Annotated in this window: 25 protein-coding genes; all 25 read left to right on the top strand. The window is 53.2% G+C overall.

What is annotated here, in order from left to right; translation table 11 throughout:
• Window positions 1-56 precede the first annotated feature (56 nt).
• Window positions 57-701 (top strand): sigma-70 family RNA polymerase sigma factor, encoded by a 645-nt coding sequence (locus GSVR_RS00460; protein ID WP_173201766.1) that lies wholly within the window; start codon window positions 57-59, stop codon window positions 699-701.
• A 55-nt stretch (window positions 702-756) separates the two neighbouring features.
• Complete coding sequence (locus tag GSVR_RS00465; protein WP_173201765.1) at window positions 757-1218, top strand: hypothetical protein; 462 nt, start codon at window positions 757-759, stop codon at window positions 1216-1218.
• 87 nt (window positions 1219-1305) lie between these two features.
• Window positions 1306-1902 carry a hypothetical protein gene (locus tag GSVR_RS00470; RefSeq protein ID WP_173201764.1) on the top strand — a complete coding sequence of 199 codons (597 nt, stop codon included), beginning with the start codon at window positions 1306-1308 and terminating at the stop codon, window positions 1900-1902.
• Window positions 1903-2115: 213 nt separating this feature from the next.
• A complete protein-coding gene (locus GSVR_RS00475; RefSeq protein WP_173201763.1) occupies window positions 2116-2997 on the top strand; it encodes a ParM/StbA family protein in 882 nt (293 codons plus the stop codon).
• A 9-nt stretch (window positions 2998-3006) separates the two neighbouring features.
• Window positions 3007-3324 (top strand): hypothetical protein, encoded by a 318-nt coding sequence (locus GSVR_RS00480; RefSeq protein ID WP_173201762.1) that lies wholly within the window; start codon window positions 3007-3009, stop codon window positions 3322-3324.
• 141 nt (window positions 3325-3465) lie between these two features.
• Window positions 3466-3804, top strand: a complete 339-nt coding sequence (locus GSVR_RS00485; RefSeq protein WP_012468411.1) for a helix-turn-helix transcriptional regulator — start codon at window positions 3466-3468, stop codon at window positions 3802-3804.
• On the top strand, window positions 3794-5086 hold the full coding sequence (locus GSVR_RS00490; RefSeq protein ID WP_173201761.1) for a type II toxin-antitoxin system HipA family toxin: 1293 nt from the start codon (window positions 3794-3796) through the stop codon (window positions 5084-5086). Before GSVR_RS00485 ends, GSVR_RS00490 begins: the two co-directional genes overlap by 11 nt.
• Window positions 5087-5366: 280 nt before the next feature.
• Window positions 5367-5972, top strand: coding sequence for an OmpA family protein (locus GSVR_RS00495; protein WP_173201760.1), 606 nt, complete (start codon window positions 5367-5369; stop codon window positions 5970-5972).
• Complete coding sequence (locus tag GSVR_RS00500; protein ID WP_173201759.1) at window positions 5969-6721, top strand: DsbC family protein; 753 nt, start codon at window positions 5969-5971, stop codon at window positions 6719-6721. The genes GSVR_RS00495 and GSVR_RS00500 overlap by 4 nt, the downstream gene beginning before the upstream one ends.
• Window positions 6722-6775: 54 nt before the next feature.
• Entirely contained in the window at window positions 6776-7075 is a 300-nt protein-coding gene (locus tag GSVR_RS00505) for a hypothetical protein (RefSeq protein WP_078788887.1), read from the top strand.
• Window positions 7076-7134: 59 nt separating this feature from the next.
• Window positions 7135-7401, top strand: coding sequence for a type IV conjugative transfer system protein TraL (locus tag GSVR_RS00510; protein ID WP_173201758.1), 267 nt, complete (start codon window positions 7135-7137; stop codon window positions 7399-7401).
• A 22-nt stretch (window positions 7402-7423) separates the two neighbouring features.
• Complete coding sequence (locus GSVR_RS00515) at window positions 7424-8002, top strand: type IV conjugative transfer system protein TraE (protein WP_078788889.1); 579 nt, start codon at window positions 7424-7426, stop codon at window positions 8000-8002.
• Entirely contained in the window at window positions 8002-8949 is a 948-nt protein-coding gene (locus tag GSVR_RS00520; RefSeq protein ID WP_173201757.1) for a type-F conjugative transfer system secretin TraK, read from the top strand. The genes GSVR_RS00515 and GSVR_RS00520 overlap by 1 nt, the downstream gene beginning before the upstream one ends.
• Entirely contained in the window at window positions 8939-10219 is a 1281-nt protein-coding gene (locus GSVR_RS00525; protein ID WP_173201756.1) for a TraB/VirB10 family protein, read from the top strand. The genes GSVR_RS00520 and GSVR_RS00525 overlap by 11 nt, the downstream gene beginning before the upstream one ends.
• Complete coding sequence (locus GSVR_RS00530; RefSeq protein WP_173201755.1) at window positions 10216-10710, top strand: TraV family lipoprotein; 495 nt, start codon at window positions 10216-10218, stop codon at window positions 10708-10710. The genes GSVR_RS00525 and GSVR_RS00530 overlap by 4 nt, the downstream gene beginning before the upstream one ends.
• 2 nt (window positions 10711-10712) lie before the next feature.
• Window positions 10713-13160, top strand: a complete 2448-nt coding sequence (locus GSVR_RS00535) for a TraC family protein (RefSeq protein ID WP_173201754.1) — start codon at window positions 10713-10715, stop codon at window positions 13158-13160.
• A gap of 232 nt (window positions 13161-13392) precedes the next feature.
• Window positions 13393-15120, top strand: coding sequence for a hypothetical protein (locus GSVR_RS00540; protein WP_239077419.1), 1728 nt, complete (start codon window positions 13393-13395; stop codon window positions 15118-15120).
• A gap of 6 nt (window positions 15121-15126) precedes the next feature.
• A complete protein-coding gene (gene traN, locus GSVR_RS00545) occupies window positions 15127-18501 on the top strand; it encodes a conjugal transfer protein TraN (protein ID WP_173201752.1) in 3375 nt (1124 codons plus the stop codon).
• Window positions 18498-19154: a hypothetical protein gene (locus GSVR_RS00550; RefSeq protein WP_173201751.1), complete on the top strand. Its 657-nt coding sequence runs from the start codon at window positions 18498-18500 to the stop codon at window positions 19152-19154. Before traN ends, GSVR_RS00550 begins: the two co-directional genes overlap by 4 nt.
• The gene (locus tag GSVR_RS00555) at window positions 19151-19621 is read left to right on the top strand and encodes a hypothetical protein (RefSeq protein ID WP_173201750.1); all 471 of its coding nucleotides are present in this window, start codon (window positions 19151-19153) and stop codon (window positions 19619-19621) included. Before GSVR_RS00550 ends, GSVR_RS00555 begins: the two co-directional genes overlap by 4 nt.
• Window positions 19605-20627 (top strand): TraU family protein, encoded by a 1023-nt coding sequence (locus tag GSVR_RS00560; protein WP_173201749.1) that lies wholly within the window; start codon window positions 19605-19607, stop codon window positions 20625-20627. Before GSVR_RS00555 ends, GSVR_RS00560 begins: the two co-directional genes overlap by 17 nt.
• 224 nt (window positions 20628-20851) lie before the next feature.
• Window positions 20852-21589, top strand: coding sequence for a type-F conjugative transfer system pilin assembly protein TrbC (locus GSVR_RS00565; protein WP_239077420.1), 738 nt, complete (start codon window positions 20852-20854; stop codon window positions 21587-21589).
• Window positions 21590-21612: 23 nt separating this feature from the next.
• Window positions 21613-22005, top strand: a complete 393-nt coding sequence (locus GSVR_RS00570) for a hypothetical protein (protein ID WP_173201747.1) — start codon at window positions 21613-21615, stop codon at window positions 22003-22005.
• Complete coding sequence (locus GSVR_RS00575; protein ID WP_173201746.1) at window positions 21983-22477, top strand: S26 family signal peptidase; 495 nt, start codon at window positions 21983-21985, stop codon at window positions 22475-22477. Before GSVR_RS00570 ends, GSVR_RS00575 begins: the two co-directional genes overlap by 23 nt.
• Before the next feature lie 10 nt (window positions 22478-22487).
• Window positions 22488-22739, top strand: a complete 252-nt coding sequence (locus GSVR_RS00580) for a hypothetical protein (RefSeq protein ID WP_012468392.1) — start codon at window positions 22488-22490, stop codon at window positions 22737-22739.

Genomic DNA, 22739 nt, shown 5'->3' on the forward strand with positions numbered 1-22739 from the left:
GCCGGTCTACGGAGAAAACTTCCGTGACCGGCTTTTTTTGTTTGAGCGGAGGTCACATGGATTTCTTCAAGGCAATGCAATGGGTGCAGGACAACGAACCCACGATCAAGAGCAAGATCAGGCAGTATCGGAAATTCACCCCCTATGAAATGTGCGACTTTCAGCAAGAGGCATACGAGGCTGCATTCGTCGCGGTTCTTCGCAGTCAGGAGAAGAATATCCCGTTCGAGGCTGCCTTCTGGACCACATTCCGGAACAAGATCAGCGTTCTGACTCCCGACCCTAACTTCACCCATGGGTCCAATTCGATTCCTTCGCATATCTGTTATGGCGACATTGAGGCAGTCGAACAGACGATTCACGGGAGTGATGATGGTGCTGACATCGAGGCGATATTCGAGGCTATTTCCCACCACTTGACGGAAAAGGAAAGGGAAACTCTATCTCTCTCCCTGGGGGTTGCGGATCAAGGGAAACTATCCACATACGAGATCGCTGATCTCTACGGCTGTTCTGACTTTAATGTCCGAGACACTCTGAAAAGGGCGTTCAGACGAATAAAGCAGCTCGCAGACAACGGAACCATAGTCGTTGACCGCATGAGGCTCGTGACCCAACAGCACCAGGAAATAATGTCTGGCTGTGTAGCCATTCAGAACTTCACGCCTTTGGGTTTTTCAGCAAGAAGCCCGCCTTCCTGATTTAGGATCTTCACGGCAACAGCAGTCGACTATTACAACCTGCAAAGGAGCCATAATGAAACGCAATGAAGCAATCAAGAAGTTCAAGCCTTTATCCCAGAAGGTGCTCAAGCGCCTTGCTGATGACAGCATCATCGAATTCCCGCTCACGGACAGCCATCAGTTGCTTATTTCTGCTCTCTGTCGAATCTGGACAGACGAATGGTACGTTGCCCAGATGAATAAAACTTTCAAACCAGATAAGAGGGCGGTCATGCTGGCTTTCCCCAATTTCGGTAAAATTGAAAGATACATCCTTAGCAGTTACCTCAATCTCAAACCTGGAGCAAAACTCCCGGCTAGAGAAATGGCTAGTCGCATCCAGCAACACTTCGAGGTCGAGTACCCGCAATTCAAAATCCACCGGGTTCGACAGGCGGCATACAATCTTCGCCGTCATTCTCGTTCCGGAAGCCGCAAACATACCTTGATCCAGTTGGCCATGTTGGAGGGTAACCACGATAATTTTTGGTCATAAACATCTGTCAGAGTCGACAACTAAACATATCTATAAGAACTTGTTCTTTTAGATATGTTGTACCTCATCAACGCTAGGAGAATCGGAATGAGAATAGAAAATCTGGAAGAAAAACTCAACTCGCGAATAGAGGAGGCATTTAACTCCGGTTTGAGCGTTATCGAAATAACCAGGACACTGAACAAGAGTAGCGCCGAACATATTCATGATCTGCTCAGGGGTGCCGGCCACATTGATACCCTCCCAAAAGAAGGTCTGCGTAGGTCATACGGAATCGATGCCAAATGGGAATCCGTTCTGCGGAAGAAAGGCTATTCCTTCCCGCGTTGGTGCATAGGATGGGGGTTTGATCCTGTAAAAGCAGCACGAGAACTGGCACTAGGTGTACAGGGCGACATTCATGAAGCATTGAAGAGAGACTTTCCTGCCGTTTATGCGCGGATGTTTGGCGAAGATCCGCCGCAGAGGGTCCCAACCACCAGAATACACGATCCACATCCATCAGTAACAATCGTCTGGCATCCCGACCGCAATGCCTATGTTGCCGAGATGATCGGCAATCCTGCGATAAATGCCGGCGGCATCGATCTGGAGCATGCACTGCAGCGTTTCCAGGTGGCGCTCCGTTATGATGAGCAAATCAAACGACTAGAACTCTTGATCGCTCAGAGACAAAACCAATAACGCAACATGGAGACAATAGCTCTCCATGTATTACAAACAGAGACAAGGAACCTTTTGGGGGAATAAATAGGTACCTAAACAGGGTCCATAATCGGAAGGAACCTAAATATTCCCCGAAATATTCCCCCAAAACGTCTCCTTCACCTTCCCCCCCGCAAGATTATAGGTGTAGGGGACGTTTTGTTCCCCAAAATATTCTCCAAGGAGGCAGTCATGAGTGTGCTGGTTTGTGATCTGGGTTTTTCGTCAGCAAAGTGGATGTATGAGGATCGTAAGGGGAGAATTATTTCCGCATTCAGATATGACGGAGATAATTTGATGGTGGGAGAAGAAGCACTTCTGTCATCGGGTTCGTCCTACCTGAAAACGATGGAAGAGCTTGTGAGGTTCTATCCAGAGTTTGTTGGCCACTGCTTCAAGGCAGCCAAGGCTGAAGGGACGGTCACACTCGCGGTTGGTCTGCCATTTTCCTATTGGCAGGATCAAAACAAACCTGGCGGAGCGGTTCCGGCCTTAGCAAAGGCATTGTCTGGAGCACTCGTCACTGATGTCGCCATATTCCCGCAAGGTCTCGGTGGACTCAGGGATTACTTGGACAATGTCGAGGAACGGCCAGATGGAAACGTCTTGGGAATAGACATCGGATTCAACACGATTATCTTTACGCTCTTTTCTCCTCAGAAAAGACAGATCATCTACGGCAAGACCCTCAACAAACGGGGTGTTCACCAAATGGCAACCAGCTATCTGCTGCCACGCATCAAGGACCTGGCACCTTCCGGCACTTTCACCCCGGTAGAAATAGCTTTCCTGATCGAGAAAGGCTATCTGCAATACGGTTTCGAGCGACACGACGTCAGGAAAGAAATCAATGATGCCGGCGTTGCCTACATCGAGCACATCCTCCGGGATGTCCAGGGAGAACTGCAGGCACACGTTGGAATGCATGCCGACTTCGACAGGGTATTGCTGTTTGGTGGTGGTGCCGCACTGCTCAAAGATGGCTTCCCAGCAAAGAATATCGAGGTAATCGTCATGCCGGTTCCGGAATTTGCGAATGCCCGCGGATTCCGATCGCTTGCAGGCGGAATGTGAGCGTGAGTCATGGCCCAGTTCACGCTCAAGATCAAAACCTATGATCCCGACATCGTCAATGCTTTCGCACGCCTCCGTAAAAGTCGGAAGCAGTCAGCATACACTCACGAAGCACTCAAATACTTTCTTGCATCAGAGCAAGGGATGCAGGTCATGGATCTCATGTCCCGCGAAACTCCGCCAACACGTACCAAACCCCAGATAGCCACGGAGCAGCCAAGAGAAATGCTGCCAAAACCGGCAGCGATAGTAGAAAGGCATATCATCCCATCAGGGGAAGTTACGGATGACTATTGTTCCTCGGTCCTTGGTAAAATACTGGAATGACTTCTGGCTTCATTTGGATAGATATTGAGTCATGGTGAGTCAACAGCTAAACAGAAATTCTATTGACGTCTTTTTATGTTTTGGCTATTATCGTAATCACGAAGTTATTACATGACTACGATAATACTCAATTGGTGATCTATGGCGTCTCCAGTAAACCGCACATATCTCCGCCAGACCCGGGATGCAGCAGAGCTGTTGGGCAAACTCATCCGGCTCGGCAGGAAAGAACGTAAGATGACCGAGGAAGACCTGTCTGGCCGGGCCGGGATTTCCAGAAGGACTTTGCAGAAGATCGAGCGTGGCGACCCGAAGTGTGAGATCGGCCTGGTGTTTGAGGTAGCCAACCTGGTTGGGGTAAACCTATTTGGGGATGAAGGGAACGCGAATATCTCCAGAAATATAAGCCGGGTTGACGATAAGCTGGCTCTTCTGCCCCAGCTGGTTCGCAGCTCTATGAAGGTAAACGATGAATTCTGATTACAAAGAAATATATGTCTGGATCTGGCTCCCTGGAGAGATAGATCCGGTGGTGGCCGGAATGCTTACGACCGTAGGGACGACATATGTCTTCAACTACGGTAAAAGCTATCTGCAGCGCGACAATGCTATTTCTATTTACGACGCTGAACTTCCCCTGCGTCAGGGGCTACTCCCTCTCCTATCTGGGCTTTCCATCCCGGGGTGTTTACGGGACGCTGCTCCTGATGCCTGGGGACGCAGGGTAATACTCAACAAGAAGTTCGGAAATAAAGCGTCTGGAATCGACCCGGCAGCACTCGATGAACTCAGTTACCTTATTGAGTCCGGGTCCGAGCGGATAGGCGCCCTTGATTTCCAGTTATCGCCTACGCAGTACGAGCCGCGATATGCCTCCGGAGCCCCCATTGAAGAACTGATTGAGGCGACCGAGCGTGTCGAGAAGGGAATTCCGCTAACTCCAGAGCTTGCACAGGCCCTTCAGCATGGAACCTCTATCGGTGGAGCACGACCCAAGGCCCTCATTGAAAGTGATTCCCGGAAATTCATAGCGAAATTTTCCACTTCCACCGACCTCTACTCCGTCGTCAAAGCAGAGTATGTCGCAATGAGACTAGCTGCCATGGCTGGCATTGATGTGGCGCCGGTCTCTCTGGAACGTGCCGCCGGCAAGGATGTGCTGCTTGTCGATCGTTTTGATCGGAAGGCAACGGCCAATGGGTGGCAGCGCAAGAGCCTTGTTTCGGCTCTGACGATGTTGACTCTGGATGAGATGATGGCCCGTTACGCAAGCTATGAAACGTTGGCTGAAATTATCCGGAGTAAATTCACAAATGCTCCCGGAACATTGCGCGAACTGTTTTCCCGTATCGTGTTCAATATTCTGGTTGGCAATACTGACGACCATGCCCGCAACCATGCAGCTTTCTGGGACGGACAGATGCTGACGTTAACCCCGGCATACGATATCTGCCCACAGGCTCGCCATGGGCAGATCGCCACTCAAGCAATGCTGGTTATGGGAGACGACCGTTCAAGTCGGATAACCACATGCATTGCTGCCGCTCCGCAATTTCTTCTCACCGAAGATGAGGCCGTCGACATTATCGCTAAACAGATAACGTGCATCGAGCAGAATTGGTCGACTGTCTGTGACGATGCATCGTTAAGCGAAGTTGATCGAAATTTGATGTGGGGAAATCAGATATTGAATCCATATGTTTTCGAGGGGTTGGAACCAGGGCCCCTAAAAGATCTCGCTAGACGGCACCAGCGAGGATGAGACTGAAAGCCGCGGACTTCTTCTGGAGTTTGCGGCTTTTTTTATAAATACCCCCTTCCTTCTGTAACCCAATCCTTTTCCAGAACTCCTCATATTTGAACAATTCACGCTACTCGTTTTCTCGCCACAGCAGGAAACTGCAAGTGTATGGTCGATGCCGCCAGTGCGTGGCCTATCTTAAGAATTTTCCTACCTCGTCAAAGAGGAATTCGCAAAGACCACCCTCGCACCTTCCCCCCCAGAAGATAATCAATATGAAGATCAAATTTCCGGAGGACACATGCTGGCAAAGTTCATGACCACTGCGTCGCTCGTTTTTCTCGTTCCACTGTCAAGCTTCGCTTCCGATATACGCCAACGACCGTTCGCGTATTCCTTTGATGCAGCATCAGCCCAGAGTGGAGACACTTTTGTTGTCTGTTCAAATTGCCCGGACAGCAAGCTGACCATCCTCCCTGCCATTACCAAGCTTGCAGTGAGAATAAGCGACTCCATGCCAATACAGCTGCCTACTACTCAATCTGAGGTTGTAGCCGTTGTACCCAGAAATGAGCAGCCTGAAATCAAGGGGTTACTCGGGACAGTTCACTTTCAGTTCGACAGTTCCAGGCTTTCCCAATTTGAACAGGGCAATCTGGAAAAGCTATCAAGGGATATTCCCGCAGGTAATGCCGTCAATGTAACCGGATACACCTGCACAATCGGTACGGATGATTACAACAAGAAACTGTCCTTCAGAAGAGCAGAGGCCGTCGCCACGGCACTGAAGGCCAAGGGGGTGAATATCAGCACTATCGAAGGCAGAGGCAAATGCTGCCCTGCCTCGCAGGACAAGCAACAGAACAGAAGAGTAGAAATCATCGGATTACAAAAGGAGGGAATGTGAAGATCGCAAATAACAAGAAACTTATGGTCGGCGGGCTGATGATGTTCATCGTGACTGCGGCGGGTTTCTCTATGGCTAACGACAATCTGAGAATGGAGAAAGAGACCCTGATGAAGACCTTTCCAAACATGAAATTGGATGGCTTCAGGGAATCGCCGCTCAAAGGCCTATATGAGATCACCGCAGGCGAACAGGTATTTTACTTCAGCCCCGAAGGATACCTCTTTTTTGGTGAAATCTGGACCAAAGACGGCAAGAACCTGACAGCCGAGATGCGGGAGAAGGTAGTTGCAGAACGAATCAACAGCCTCCCCCTGGATAAAGCCCTGAAAATCGGCAATGGCCCGAAAAAGGTTATCGAGTTCACCGACCCTGACTGCCCCTATTGCCGCAAAGTTGACAACTTCCTCTCGAAGCGAACTGACGTGACCCGTTACGTCTATTTCGTCCCACTACGTAGGATACATCCCGACGCAGAGAAAAAGGCTCGCTACATCCTGTCGCAATCTGACAGGGACAAGGCATTCCATGATGTATTCGAGGGAGTGCTGGACGGAAAGCCAATCTCCATAGCCGAGGGTGCACAGCAACAGCAACTGGAGGAGATGGAGAAAATTGCCGCTGGGCTTGGCGTACGTGGAACACCGGCACTCTGGATCGAAGGTGCTCACGTGAATGGTGCAGACATCCAACGGATTACCGGGTTGCTGGACAAGGGAAAGGAGGTGAGCAAGCCGCAATCACACTGAATCTATTTCGCAACATCGTCTGACCATCACACCAACAGCTCAAAGGAGAAATGAATGCACAAGCGGAAAATGCTTCTGATGACCCTCGTTGCGATGATCGTAACGCTGGCGGCATCCCAGGCCATGGCCCTCGTTGCCCCCGTAGCCGGTTCATTCGGTTTCGAGGCGTACGACTTCTTCATCAACAACATCCTCAAGGGACCTTTCGGCGCCATCGCCGGTGTCCTTTCCATCATCGCCGGCGTCGTTGTCATGATCCAGCAGAAGATGGTCCCAGCAGTCCTCTGCATCCTGGGAGGAGTACTCGTCATCAACTCGGACAAGATCGTCACCTCACTCGGGATGATCATCTAGCCACAACCGGGGGGGGCGAAAGCCCCCCCACCATCTTGTAGCCATGAACGGAGGCGTACTTGATCCGCAAGTTTCCCCAATATCTGACGCAGCCGTTCCAGGTCCTCTGGTTCGAACCCGATGACCTGGCCATCATGACGGCAAGTTTTATCTTCGCCCAACAGTTCGGGGGATATCTCTGGCTGACGATGATCATCGTTCCGTGGGCATACAGCCGCTTCAAGCGACAGTACCCACGTGGTTTCCTGCGCCACGTTCTCTATTTCATCGGTCTGGCACCGATGAAGGGGTACCCGCAGTTCTTCGAAAGAGATTTTCTGGAATGACCACAAACAGAGGGAGAAAGAAGTGAACCTCGACATATTTCTACAGAAAAGTTCCAACATTTTCGCCGAAAACCGGCTGCTCAAGTTCGTGGTCGTAGCACTTGGCATTGCCGTTGTCATCAACACAGCCGGACTATTCACTGCATTGAACAGTCAGCGGGTGATTCTCGTGCCGCCGACCATCAATTCAAAGATCTCTGTTTCCGGCGACAAAGCCTCGGATGAATACCTCAAGGAATTCACCCGCTACATCCTGAGTCTGGCGCTTACCTACAACCCGGTCAACGTCCGGTCGCAGTTCAGCGAACTGCTAGCCGTCTACGACCCCGCCGAATTCCAGGCATCACGGAAAGAGTTGTACGAACTGGCGGACAAAATCGAAAACACCAAGGCCTCCAGTGCCTTTTACATTCATTCAATCATCAATGACGCCGAGAAGCGGCGTCTCGTAGTGACCGGTACCAAGAAGACCTACATGGTGGATCAGAAGGCAGAGGACGTTCTGAAGGTCTACCTCATCGAATACCGCTTCGAGAACGGAAAATTCATCCTAGTGCGGCTCTATGAAAAGCCGGCGCTAGGCGAAAACAAGGGGGCGTGATGCGCAAAACGATAGCTTTACTAATCGCATTGCTGGTGCCGACATTGGCGCATGCATTGGAACAAGGTGCTATCCAGAAACAGAAGACTGCAATTGACCAGGCTATTGAAAAGCCGGTCGAGGGTGAGTTTCCGACCGTTGTCTTACCCGAATCGTCAACCGGTATTCGGCTGTCGAGTTCCGACATAAATCGGATCTCCTGCCCAGGTGACATTCGAGAAGTCCTGACCTCAACCGAGAAAGGGATAACGATCAAGATCACCGGCAAGGATGCCTTCGTGAAGTTCAAGGTGACCAAGAAGGGGGACAAGTTCTTCTACTCATCTACACCGACCGAGCTTTATGTCGTATGTGGCGAAAAAGTCTTCAGCTTGGTCGCATTTCCCCAAAGAGTGCCATCCCAAACAATTCGCCTCACTTCCGGCCAGGAGAAGAAGATCAAAGAGAACCTGTCTCTCTATGCCGGCTTACCATTCGAGAAGAAAGTACTCAAGGCGATCAGGGAAGTCTACACCGAGAACATTCCTGACTCATACACCATCAGCAAAAAGGAAAAACGATTCTTCACATTCCGGGAAATCCTTCTGACCCTCAAACGAACCGTGGACATCGAGGGTGAAGGTCTCCGGATCAAGGAGTACGAGGTATCGCTGAGGGGCGAAACTCCCGAGTTCAAGATGAACGAGAAGATGTTTCTGCGTACGGCGCTGGTGGACAACCCAATAGCTGTATCACTTGAACGTCATGTTCTGCGAACAGGTGACTCTTCCAGAGTGTTTGTGGTGGAGCAGCGTGCCGAGAAACAGGGGGGTCGTAGACTGACCGGTGACCTGCCGGTAATGGATCAGCCAAGGCAGAGTCTACCTGCAAACAAGTCGGGAAACCAAAAAGAGCCCACAGAAAACCGTACCGAGCCAGATGTCCAGGAGGCAGACGATGAAAAATAAGCTCCTGTCCTTCTGGAACGGACTCAGTGGCAGTCAGCGCCGGAATCTTGCCTGGTGTGCGGCAGGCTGCATTCTTGTGACCGTATTCGCGATTGGATATTACGCCATGAACAGAGGGAAAGATTCCGTTTCCATAAAAAGTGCGAAACAAGCGCCCTTGAGCATCGAGCCAAAACTCCTGGAAAAGTCACAGTTCCTCGAAAGTCAGAAGGAGATTGCCAAGCGTGACGACAAAGTTGCCGAACTCCAGAAAAAACTCGATGAGATTACCCGAGAGAAAAAGGGTGACCCGACTCCAGCACCGGTGCTTCAGGCCGGCACTACTCCCGCTGTACCTGGTGACAATCATCTTGCCATCACTGCTCAACAGCAGGGCCAGACGCAAAAGGCCGGTTCCGGCAGGACAGTGATATCAAAACAGCCGTTGCCGCCACTTCCACCGATGCCGCAAAGCAGCAGCTTCTCGCTTCCTCCCCCACCTGCCGCACCTCAAGGAATGGCTGCAGGCCAGTTGCAATCTCCACCAGAAACCGAAATCGGCGATATCGCCATTGTTTCGTCTCCTGGATCAGGCAAGCCCACCAAGGCTGATGCGGAAGATAAAAAAAAAGACGTCGGGACCGTCTCGGTCTATCTGCCACCTTCCTTTATGGAGGCGACTCTGTTGAGTGGCTTGGACGCTCCAACCACTTCGGAAGCCAAAGGAAATCCGGTACCGGTGCTGCTCAGGGTAAAGACTCCAGCGGTACTGCCCAATAGCGTCAAGGCAAACCTCAAAGGGTGCTTTGTTATCGCCGACGGCAAGGGGAACCTGGCCACCGAGCGTGCGGAACTGCTGCTCGTTTCCTTGTCATGCCTCGACCGTAAGGGGCAGGCAGTAGTCGACCAGAAGATCAAAGGGTTCGTCGTTGATGAAGACGGCAAAATTGGCCTGCGAGGCCGGGTCGTTGCCAAGATGGGCTCCATGATCGCCAGGAGCATGTTGGCCGGCTTCTTCGGCGGTGCCGGTGACGCGATTAAGTCTGCGGCCACGACCATGTCCGTAAGTCCTCTCGGTACAACACAAACCGTTGACCCCAAAGACATTGCCATGTCTGGGCTTGGGTCCGGCCTGTCGAGTGGCTTCAAAGAGATCCAGAAGTTCTACATGGAACTGGCCAGGCAAACCATGCCGGTCATAGAAGTCGGAGCCACAAAGCCAGTGACACTGGTCATCAGCGAAGGAATCAATCTGGACATCAAGAAAATTGCCAAGGGAGGCGGAAAGTGAAGAAAGCCCTTATTACTATAGGAATGCTGACAATGAGCGGCTGTGCCCTGCTCAACCCCTACGAAAGCAGCTTTAGCTGCCCTGAAACCAGCAACGGCAAGTGCGTTTCGGTGCAAACCGCCTACAAGGAATCGACAGCAAGCCCTGGCAAATCAAGCGAAGCACCTGCAGAACACAAGGAAGACGATTGTAATGCTGACAGTGCTGCAGCCGGTCTCTGCACCGAAGGCAAGAAGGATATCTCCCTGCATCCGTCGGCCAAAGAGAACGGTACCTACAACCGCTACCAATCGGCACTGTTCGACAAATTCAGCGGACTCCTGAAAGAACCGGTCACACCGGTTGTTGCTCCCCCGAAAACCATGCGGGTGCTCCTTCTGCCATACACCGGCCAGGACAATGAATTCTACATGCTGCGTTATGTCTACTTCTTCGTTGATGAACCGCGCTGGTTGATGGGTGACTCCGTTACATCTGGCGAGGAGGACTAGACATGGGCGTAGCGTCAGCGTTGTTTGGAAGTGGAGGGGGCTTCACCAAGAGCGAGTTACGCCGTCTCTCCGAACGGGACAATTTTTCCGAATATTTCCCGTGGATTGCCCATGACCCCAAGAATCAGATCTACCTGAACACCGATAACACCTTCGGGATGATGTGGGAGTGTGCGCCACTGGCTTTTGCCTGTGAGACAACCATCAGGACCCTGGAGGGGATATTCCGTGTAAACCTGCCTGACGGTTCGATCATGCAGTTCATTCTATTCGCCGACCCTTTTGTTAAGCATATTGTGGATACCTATACTTCCATGAAATTGCGCGACAGCAAACTGGTACGCGATGTTTCTGACAACGTGTCCCGCTTCTTTCAGGAAGGTGTGGAAGGTCTCGGCTGTCTGAGCGGTATTCCGATCCGGAACTTCAGGATGTTTTTTACGGTCAAGTTTCCGGTGAAGGACAGTGCCCATGTAAATCTTGAAGAAGTGTTCGGCACAATCCAGGAAGTGCTTCGTGGCGCCGGCCTTTCACCGGTTGTTGTCAATCCGGGTAACTTGCTGGATTGGCTACGGCGCATGCTGAATGAGGACCCGTCTGCGAATTCAACCCACTATGACGAACGCAATATCATCCGTAAGCAGGTACTGCTCGGGACCAAGGTAGAGAAAAGGTTCTCTTCTCTCAAGTTCGGTTCCCGGCACTTCCGCTGCGTCACCCCGAAGTCATTCCCTCTGAACGGCGATCCGATCCAGACCAACCAGCTCTTCGGCGGGATCATGGGGATGGCTACCGACTCTGATCAGATCCGGACGCCATTCTTCTTTACGCTGAATATCGTCCTACGGAACCAGAAGAACAAGCTTCACACCAAGTGCAACCTGGTCCTGCAGCAGCAGGGTGTCGGCAGTTTCGCCCCATCGCTGGCCAGAAAGAAAGACGAGTACCTCTGGGCGGTCGATGAACTGGAACGGGGCACGAAGTTCTACCGTGTCATTCCTATCATGTGGGTCTACGGCAGTGACGAATGGCTGGTAAACGAGTCCGTCACCAGGGCCAAGCGGGTCTGGGAGGGGCAAGGGTACGTCATGCAGGAGGATAAGGGGATTCTTCCCATCCTGTTCATCTCTTCCCTGCCATTCGGTCTCTACGACCACGGCAGCAACATCGACACTCTCGACCGCGACCATATTCTTCCGGTGGATAGTATTGCTGTCACCCTGCCGGTGCAGGGGGACTTCTCCGGACTAGGCAAGCCGGTGATGCTCTTCGCAGGCAGGAAAGGGAATCTGTTCGGCCTCGACATCTTCAACAAAGGGGTCAACAACCATAACGCCATGGTCTGTGCCTCCAGCGGCGCCGGCAAAAGCTTCTTCATCAACTATCTGGTCTACAACTACTTCGCAATGAAATCGAAGATCCGGATTATCGACATCGGCGGGTCCTACAAGAAGATGACCAAACTGTTCGGCGCACGCTACCTGGACTTCAGCGAGGACTCCCAGGTCTGTCTGAACCCCTTCACCAACATCATCGATCCCGAGTACGACATCCCGGTTATCGCTCCCATCGTTGCCCAGATGGTCTTTTCCACCGGCAAGACCATTCCCAGCGAGACAGAGATGACCCTGATCAAGGGAGCAGTTCGCTGGGCCTGGCAGCAGGAGGGCAATGATGCAGATATCGATACCGTCTACGAGTACCTGTTCAATTTCGACCAGTACTCCTCCGAGGGTGGCGAGATCAAGGAGGCTGCTTCCCGGCTTGCTTTTAACCTGGCCGACTTCAAGAGCGACGGAACCTTTGGCCGTTTCTTCAACGGCAAAAGCAGTCTCGACATCTCCAATGACGAGTTCGTGGTGTTGGAACTGGAGCACCTCAAGTCTCGCAAGGAACTGTTCCGGGTCGTCACCCTTCAGGTGATCAACGCCGTCACCCAGGATCTCTATCTCTCTGACAAGTCGGATCAGCGGCTGATCGTTTTTGACGAGGCATGGCAATTCCTTGGGGAGAGTTCAACCCTCAAGGAGGTCATCGAGGAAGGGTACCGTCGTGCCCGCAAATATCATGGCAGTTTCACCATAATTACTCAGTCTGTGCTCGACATGAAGCTCTTCGGCGGGGTTGGCGATGTCATTCGGAATAACTCGGCCTTCAAGTTCTATCTGGAATCGTCGGACTTCGAAAAGGCTCTGGACGAAAAGCTGATGGACTATGACGACTTTACCATGAGGATTCTCAAGTCAACGAAGAGCAACAAGCCGAAGTATTCGGAGATATTCATGGATACACCTTTTGGCGTCGGAATCGGCAGATTAGCCGTAGATCCTTTCTCCTACTACGTATTCACGTCTGATGCGAGCGAGATAACTGAAATAGAGGCAATGGTTGATGGCGGAGTGAGTTATGAGGATGCAATCCGTGAGATGGTCAAGAAATACCGCAGTTAGCCTGATGATGTCTGTGGCATTGAGCAGCACGTCTGCCTTCGCAGTTGATGGGAAGACCGCTGGCCAGAATGCCGGTCAGACAGCGCTCTCCAGGTTCGGCAGTAAGAATGGTGTTAACAGCAACATCTCGTTGCCGATGACTAACTCATCGAACCTCATGCAGACAGTGAATGGCGCTACAAGTTTTCCGGCAACTTTGAGTGCTCCTTCTTCGGCAAAATTCCTGGAGGTGATGATCCAGCCGTCAGGAACCGGTGACCTGCAGCAGGTCATTATCAGCCAGGATCTCAACACTGATGGCACCATCGACAATGTTCATGCTGTGCCGTCGCTTGTGTCAGGGGTCTGCGCCAACGGCTTCATCTCATGTAATGCCGGTAGCTGGACAAACTGCAAATACTACACATGGGCCGCCGATGCCGATGGCCGGGTCACTGAAGCACCGGCTTCCATTACCGATCTCGGTGGCTGCTATTGCATCAACAGCAGTTGCGGCAGCAACCTGGTCTGGGTCAACAGCGCCATAGTGCTGAAAGACATCGGCGGAGGCATCGTCAATGCTGTTCATACCAGCAACACCTCCTTCACCATCACAAACGTCAATACCGACATTACCACCATCACCTATTACGGTCAGGTTACCACCCAGACCAATAACGCTGCCTCCAGTGTTTCGGCCTTTTCCTCATCACCAACCGTATCCACCCTGTCGAACTACTACACCAACTGGCCGCAACTGACCGCAGCAAGGGATTCCGCTGCCATTTCCCAGTCATCCGATCCGAGCAGTTTCTACTACATGATCTCCAACTCAGGTGCGGCCCGAGAGGCCCAAGGCAAATCAAGCATCTGCACTGTCGACCGGGCTGGTCGTGTTGATACCACCACCAAGTCCTTCAACGATTCAGGGAACAGCGCACTCTGTACCGATCACCTGGTCTACATACGGGTTCACAAGGTTGATGAACTGACCTATCAACTGGAATACCTGGACACCGGCCCCGGGGGACCGGGAGCAGCACACAACAACTGCGGCGGAAGCCCTGGAGGCGATGGCTGGCATAACGTCAAAACCGTTACCGTGTCCACACCTGACCCGGCCAAGCTCGGTCAGCTCATGTCAGCGACCTTCAACATGAACAACATGAGCGGCGGCGGCTGCAATTCCGCTTCGGCATCCGTGGACGGAGTCATCAATGGCTTTGATACCTCCGTGCAGACCGGCATTGTATGCCCGGCCAAGGGTGCTCAAGGGGTATCGTTCGACTGGAGCTATTTCTTCGACTTCAAGGAGGATACCTACACGGAAGGGGTTGAGGATAAGTGCGCCACCCTGGCCAACGACCCGGACTGCCGCCTGAAGGAAGAGGATATCGATGGTGTCGTGACCTACCAGAATTTCAATCCGACCGGCTTTAACCCACTTCCTTCCTGTAAGAATTTTACCGGACAGGTGGGTACCAACAAGATCTGCCGCGACTGGTGGCACAAGAAGCGTACTTACGTCTGCGGCAGTCAGCAATACGACTTCTCTGATGTGGCAACCCGTTTCGGAAAGGTGGTCTCCTCTGCAAGCGACAACACAGCGAATCTGACCTTTCAGGACCCACGTCTCGGCCCCACGGGATGGAATATTGCCAATGGCAGCATCAACCTGCCGCAACGAGACCCGGCGTCCGAATGCGAAGTGGCCTGCAAAACCCGCATCGCCAAGACTGACACCCAAGTGACGACGACCGGAAATGTCACCGATATGCGTGTTCCCGCCCAGTCATACGACATTTTCTACAAGACCTGCATCAACAACAGCTGTCCTGCCGACCCGGGCGAAGAAATCGTCATTGATTGCCAGTGCATCAACGAGTTCGCCGAGGCTGCCACGGTCATCCAGACGCTCAGGCTGGCAGGCAAGGACAATATCTGTTCCAGCGGCCAGAAGCAGCCAATGCAGTCGAGGTAAAAACAGATGCTATCCCGTATCGCCTACTCAATTCTCTATGCCGTTCTTCTGCTCTCCCTCTCCGGGGTAACTACCACGGCTCAGGCTGTTGTCAGCTGCCAGGACACCATCTCGACCGGTACCACCTATCGCTACATTGATGCCCTGGCGTTCTTCACCGAATTCAACGGCAAGACCTACGCAATCGCCAAATCAGCCGTCAGTGGCAGTCAGTCGCTTCCCGACATCTATTTCGACTTTTCGGCGAATATCAGTCGGGAATATCTGATGACCGGCACCGACACGGCATCGCTCAAGAGGATGCTCTCTCTCGGACAGTTCGGGGCGGCCAAACCGGTCAGCGTGGACAGCCAGCAGACACTGGATTTCCTGATCAAGCGCTATGGTACCTATCTGGGGACAGCAACCTCGGATAAGAGCACCTACATCGACGCCTGGAAAGAGTTCGGGCCTGTCGGGTTCACCGCTGTTGACGGATCAGGTCTTCCATTCACAAAATGGCCGGCTGCTGGCGCCTATACCGGGCAGGACCCACAGGCAGTCGTCATGGGAAGTGACGGGATCTGGGCCAGCGGTCTCGATGGGACAAGAAGCTCACAGATCGTAGAGTTTCCAGGCAAGCTCGACTGTGCCCTGTCGTACATTGATCCGGGCACGATCACCCCTCCACCGCCGCCACCTCCTCCGCCACCACCTGATCCCAATGCCATCAATAACATCATGTGCGGTCAGGATCTGAATAACAACGGCTATGCCGGTGATCCGGGGGAAACAGCCAACTGCATTCAGACGACTCAAGGACAATTCTGCCCGGTCGGTTCCACGGAATGCGTCGAAACCTATACCGCACCGGTCTGTCCGGCTGGCTCTACTCTGGAGACAACCCGTGATATGTGCCAGGCCACCGCCCAGAACGTGTGTGGCAGCGGCTATACCTGGGACTCTGGTATCGACAAATGCATCGCGACTGTGGTCTGTCCGGAAAACGGTACCTTCAATCCGGTTGCCGACCGCTGTGAGAAACTGGTTCAAAACGATTGTCCCGTTGGCTATACCTATGACGCCAACCCGGCCAGCCAGACCTACGACCGTTGCGTGAAGTCGGCAACGTGCACTGACGGAGGAGCGTTCATCGCGGCCAAGGATCGGTGCGAAAAAGCCTGGATGCCGGTCTGCGACACTGCCAATGGCTATGCTTACAACGGCACGACCGGCAAGTGCGAACGGTCGCCGATCTGTACCTATGGCAGCTATAACGCCACCTACAATCTCTGCGTCCAGCCTTTCGTGCCATCATGTCCAAGCGGCTACAGCTATAACAGTTCCCGGGGGCGCTGCGAAAAAGCTCCCGAATGCCCGACAGGTACCACGTACAATGTGGTCACAAACAAGTGTGACGCCATCACCGGTGCCAGCTCACAACAGGTTTTATCCTGTAGTCCTCAATCATTTCTTTGCGCACCGTATGCAGACTCCTGCTGCAATGTAAGTATCTCCTGCCCAAATGGCCCCCAGGGACAGGTGAGTGTTGCTGCAAACTACTGTTGCCTCGGTTCTGACGCTATTACGATTCAGTCACCCCTCGACCTTCTGACCAGAACCGAGCTGACCAGTACGGGTTATGCCCTGTCAGCGTTGCAATGCGACAGCGTCGGCAACTGCAGTTACTACTTCATGGACCGTTATTGTGCCGATGGGTCACCGGCAAGTGCCTGGATGTTGTCCGGGTCATTCACGATGGCTTCGACACAGATGGTCTGTCCTGCCGGTCAGGCTCTCATCAACGGCAATCAGTGCCTTTCCGCCACCAACCCGACCTGTTCAGGCGGCAACTTCGATCCGAACATGGATGTCTGTTGGGCCACCTATACACCAACATGCACCCAAGGGACGTATGACAGCGCCAGCGGGCTGTGCATTCTTGCGCCTTCCTGCCCGAACGGCACCCTGAACACCACAACTGACCTCTGTGAGGCAACCATCACCAGGGACTGCGGCACCTACTCCTTTGATGCTGCCGCAAATCTCTGTTTCTCTTCACCGGTATGCGCCAATGGTGCTTACGATGCAGCATTCAACGTCTGCCAGGCAACGCTGACCCGTAATTGTGGCACCTACAGTTGGAGCCAGGCTGACTTTAAGTGCCTTCAACCCGTTGCATGTCCCAAAGACCCTGCCTTCTCCCAGGCCGTTACCACTTCGTTCTCAACCACGCTCGACAAGTGCGTATCAGAAGTCCAGCACGACTGTCCGGCGGGAACGACCTATACGCCACTTCCTATCGGCAAGTGCGAGGCGGTGCCGATCTGCAGTGGCGCCGGCATTTACAATCCGCAGAAGGACAGCTGCTTTGAGGGGTTCAATACCTGTCCGCTCGGGACTCAGTACGCTTGCATGGAATACCAGGGCAAGATGCAGTGCTCCCCGAACCCCTGTTTCAATCCCGGAGCGCCCGGATCTGAGGTAACGACCACTCTTGACGAGTCCATGCTTCAGAATGACGGGCCGAAAGATGCGAACGGCAACTGCCTCGGCCAAATCTACATTTTCAACGGCAAGGCGTCGCGTTGCCGCCCCCCCGGCTTGACGGTCGGGTACCTCAACAACTGCTGCGAGAGCGACAAGGTGGCTTCGGAGGATACCGGCACCAGCATCTCGACAGCGGTTCAGGGTATCCAGATGGCCTATGAAATCGGTCAGGTAGCCTATTACGGCAACGCACTGGTGACCGGTGCTGCACAGATTTCGGCGATATCTACCACCGCTACCGGTGCAGTCACCTCCATGACAGTTGTTTCCGCTGCCGGAACTACGACAACACTTTCGGGAGCGGCGGCAACTGGAGCTTATGCAACCATGGCCAGTGGTGCTACAGGAGCATCGGCCATCGGCGCCGGATTACAGGCATATGCCGCTGCATTATTAAACCCGGCTACCATCATCATCGCGGTAGTCGTCCTGGTAGTGATGAAGGTGCTGATGGGGAGCGGATGCGATCAGGGTGACATTCAGACCGGGATGCAGAATGCCGCCAAGGATTGTCATTACGTGGGGGACTATTGTTACAAAAAATGGCCGCTGGTGGGATGTGTGCAGAAGGCTAAAAGCTTCTGCTGCTTCAACTCGAAAATGGCGAGGATCATACATGAACAGGGGAGACCGCAACTTCAATCGTTTCAGCCGAACGGCGGCTGGGGTGTACCCGAAGCACCCAACTGCCGCGGCTTTACTCCAGACGAATTTCAGGCACTGGACTTTTCGAGGATCGATCTTTCGGAATACTTTGAAGACGTACAGAAGGATCTTGCTACCAAGATTGATGGTTCACAGCAGACCATCATGCAAAACATCCAGAACAAGTACCAGGCGACGCCGAAATGATCAGGCGCACAGGATTGGCAGTGATAGCCCTGGTGCTTGGTGTTACGTCGGTGCAAGCCAAGGTGATTGGCACTTTCGGCACCACATACCGAATCACGGAACGGGATGCCCTGGCCGAGATCGAGGAGCGTGCCCGGCAGGTGGACTGGAACAAGGTGCTGGACAAACGCAAGGTCGAGAACTACCAGGGACCGCCGGACAAGGCGAGCCTGCCGCGAGCGAAGCGGAACCGGAACTTCCCGGTTGACATGACCTATACCACCGAGATCGATGTGCCTGACGGCAAGGGGGGGATTCTTTACCCCAAGGGTTACACCTTTAACCCGCTCGACTACGTGACCTACCCGAAAACGCTGGTGGTCATCGACGGCACCGACCCGGAGCAGGTGAAGTGGTTTGCCGCCTCCGAGTATGACAAGCGGCTCGATGTGACGCTTCTGCTTACGGAGGGGAATTTCGGAACCGTGTCGAAGCGGATCAGCCGTCCGTTGTTCTATGCCGACAGTAAGATGATCGAACGCCTCAAGCTGAAGGCCGTACCATCGGTCATCAAGCAGAAGGGTCGGTTGATGGAGGTAACTGAAGTGGCGCTGCCGGTTGGCAAGGCAAAAGCTGCGTCCAGATCTTTACAAGACAAGAAAGGAGCCCAATGAATTCACTTATTACTCAATCACTCTGCATGGCTGGCCTCCTGGCGCTTTGCGCCGGCTGCTCACACGAATCCTGGACAAACGTCGAAGAAACTACTCGGCTACCATCCATGGCAGCACCCATTCTGGCACCGGTTAACTGGGTGACCAAAGCAGGGAGGGCTGTCACCAGCAAGTCCTCGGAATCGTCAGATTCAGATAGAGGCAAGCAGTTTGTCCTGTCGCGCAGAGTTATGGATGACTTCAGCAGCGACGGTAAATTCATGGAAGAGGTGCTGGCAGTACAGAGCCGATTCCGTGCCCACGACTGGGGTTCTGTTACGCCAGAGCAACTACAGGCCAACAGCAGTTCCAATCGTGGCAAAGGATCTGTCGGTCGATATCCAACCGGAAGCAAGGGAGCGGCCATCATCATCACGGACGAAGGGTCCGAATTCAAGGTGCGGTATGAGGATGAACCTGAGCAATAACATAACTATCATCGCATTGGTCACGCTCTTTCTAACAGTACCGGTTGCCTACGGAGCCGGCGGTGCCTGCAAGGGTAAGGTGCTCAACCCAGTGACCGATATCTGCTGGCAGTGCATGTTCCCGGTGAAGATGGGGAGCGTCTCTTACGGCAATGGCGCCGAGCCGGCTCCAGGCAACATTACCTCGCCGGTCTGTGCCTGTCCGGACAGCAAAGGGATACTGATCCTTGGCGTGTCAACCGCGTTTTGGGAGCATGCCCGTCTGATCGAGACGGTCAAGGACCCGTTCTGTTTCCCGGTCATGGGCACTGGCATGACCAACCCGAAACCCGGCTTCTCTTCAGGCGAGATTCGTAGCAAGGAGTATGGCGATTCGGACTTTGCCTTCCAGCAGGCTCATTACTTCTACTTCCCGGCCTGGTCAATCCTGAAACTGTTCATGGATTTCCCCTGCGCCGAGAACCGGGCGTTCGACCTGGCCTACATGACGGAAGTGGACCCGATGTGGAACGATGACAGTCTGTCGTTCATCATCAACCCGGAGGCACTCCTGTTCGGCAATCCGGTGTCGCAGTTGGCGTGCGTTGCCGACAGCGTGGGAGCAACCATGTCGTACCCAATCGATCCCCTGTTCTGGTGCATGGGTAGCTGGGGATCGTTCTACCCCCTTTCGGGGAGCATGATCGAGAACAACCCCTTCAATGTGAATGCGGGCTTGGCGGCCCGGATGCTGTTCAAGCTCGGGCGAGAGACGCTCCTCTATGATACCGGCATCAACCAGTGCGCCAGTGCCGGGGTCGTGACACCGATTCTCGTTAAAAGCAATTACCGGCTCCAGATTGCAAGGCCGGTGCGTGGTAACGACTGCATCCCCATCGGCAGGCCGTCTCTCATCTGGGGGACGGCAAAGAACCCACCCTTTGGTACAACCAACACGTCTCCTGACAATTTTCTCTGGTCACTGACACGAAGGAGGGTCTGTTGCGTCGGCTATGCACTCAATTAATGTCCTGTTTATTTATCGCTGCGCCCTGGGTGGTATCTGCTTCCGGTAATCCTGGATACATCACTACCCCTGATACCTGCTGCATCGTCGACAAGATTGTCGAGGATACGGTGTATCTCAGTAAAGTGGGCACTTGTAGCGGCAAACCCGGCAGAGCCTTCATCCAGACAAAGCTTAAAAAGGTGAAGGTCGTTGTGAATGGAACCGTGTGGAAGGAGACTGATGTGGAAGGACTGAGTGTACCGGATCTTGCCAATACCCTGACCAAGGCCGACCATCTCGCAGAGCGATTGACAGTTCCCAAAAACCGCAATGACCGCGAAATGTCTGATTTGGCCGGAACGCTTGATTCCTACTACCACTCTGATGAATTTCAGTTGCGCGTATTGAGTGAGACAGAACGAATCAAGAAAGAAGTCTTTGGGGATAAGGTCACCGGCTACTACGCAGATAAGGCCAAAAAAGAAAGCAAAGGGAAACTCACCAACTCCGAGCGCATCTATGTTTTCGTTTCCTCAGCCATGCCGCTCCTGACGATCAGGAACTATGCCGCTTCTGTGTCCCGCCTGGGAGACCCGAACGTCACCCTGGTCATGCGCGGGTTCGTAGATGGGATGACGAAAATCCAGCCGACCATCAGCTTCATCGCCTCAGTACTGCAGCGTGACCAGTCGTGCCGCCCACAGGAAGGAGAATGCGAGATGATACCGGCAAGCCTTGCAGTAGATCCCCTGTTGTTCCGGCGGTACCAGATCGACCGGGTTCCCGCCGTGGTCTATGCCAGGGGGCTCAAAGCTGAGGATGCCGGCTTGAGTGAGGGAGATGCCAAGAACGCCACTATTGCGGATTACCATACGGCATACGGTGATGCCCGCCTGGAGTACCTGCTTGATCAGATCCAGAGGGAAACTGGATCGCAGTCCCTGGCCGCTTTGCTTTCCACTCCGGCAAACAAAAACTGAAAAAGGAAAGAGGAAACATTCGCATGAATGATGAAACCAGCATGGAGTCTAACATCTCTCAGGAATCGGAAAACAACAAGGATGCCGTTTCGGTACCCAAAGAGTATCCCAAAAAGCATCCCAAACAGCATCCAAGCCTTGTTTCCATGATAGCGATCTGTGTGGCGGTGTCTATTGGAGCATCTTTGGCAACCATAGTTGGCTATGACCGCTGGTTCGCCCAGAAGGTAGTTGCAGTCGATATCAAGGGGTACATCTCCCAGCAGCGGGACAACTATCTGGCCGGCAAACTGAATGATGACGAGTTGAAAAAGAGTTTCGACCGACTGGAAACCGTCATCACGGCAATTCCAAAGAACCGGGTGATCATCATGGGTGACGCGGTGGTGCGCAATGCCGAAACCGTTAAACCTTGATTTCCATAACTGGCGGCTCTGGATGGCTATCACCTGCCTGCTCGTTGCGGGAACTCTGATCCCTTACAAGTTCAGTGTTACTCTCACGCCTTCGCTCAAGCACAGGATCTACTGGCTCACGCGTAATCCGGACAAGGTGGTGAGAGGTGATTACGTCCTGTTTCACCATAAGGAACTTGCGGCCAAGGTTGGTATGAAAAAGTCGGAGGAGATGCTGAAGGTCATCGGCTGCAACGAAGGGGATCAGCTCACCGTCGATGCGGAGAAGAAGTTCTACTGCAACGGCGAGTATATGGTCCGGGCCAAAGACATCTCGCTGAAGGGGGAACCGCTGCAGCACTTCGTCTTCAATGGTCAAATCCCCAAGGGAGTCATGTTCGTCATGGGACAGCACAAAGACAGCTACGACTCCCGCTATTTCGGTTTCGTGGACAAGAACCGCATCCTGGCGAAAGCCTACCCGATCTATTGAGAGGAATTCCGTGCCCATTGAGAAACTCAATCCCCTGCATTACATGGGGCAGGCTGCATATACCGGCTTCTGGCAGAAACTCTTCGCGACACTGCTCTACGGTTTCTGGGGGCGTTTCTTCTTCGTTGCCCTCGTGGTCTCGGCCTTCTGGGTTGGAGTCCGACAGCGGAATCCGACCTTGGCTGCCATCTGCCTGCTGCTGGCGGCAATCGTCGCCTATGGCGGCGGGATCATGAACCTGATCAGATCGTTCACGGGATAG

This window comes from Geobacter sp. SVR (assembly GCF_016865365.1).
Lineage (GTDB): Bacteria > Desulfobacterota > Desulfuromonadia > Geobacterales > Pseudopelobacteraceae > Pelotalea.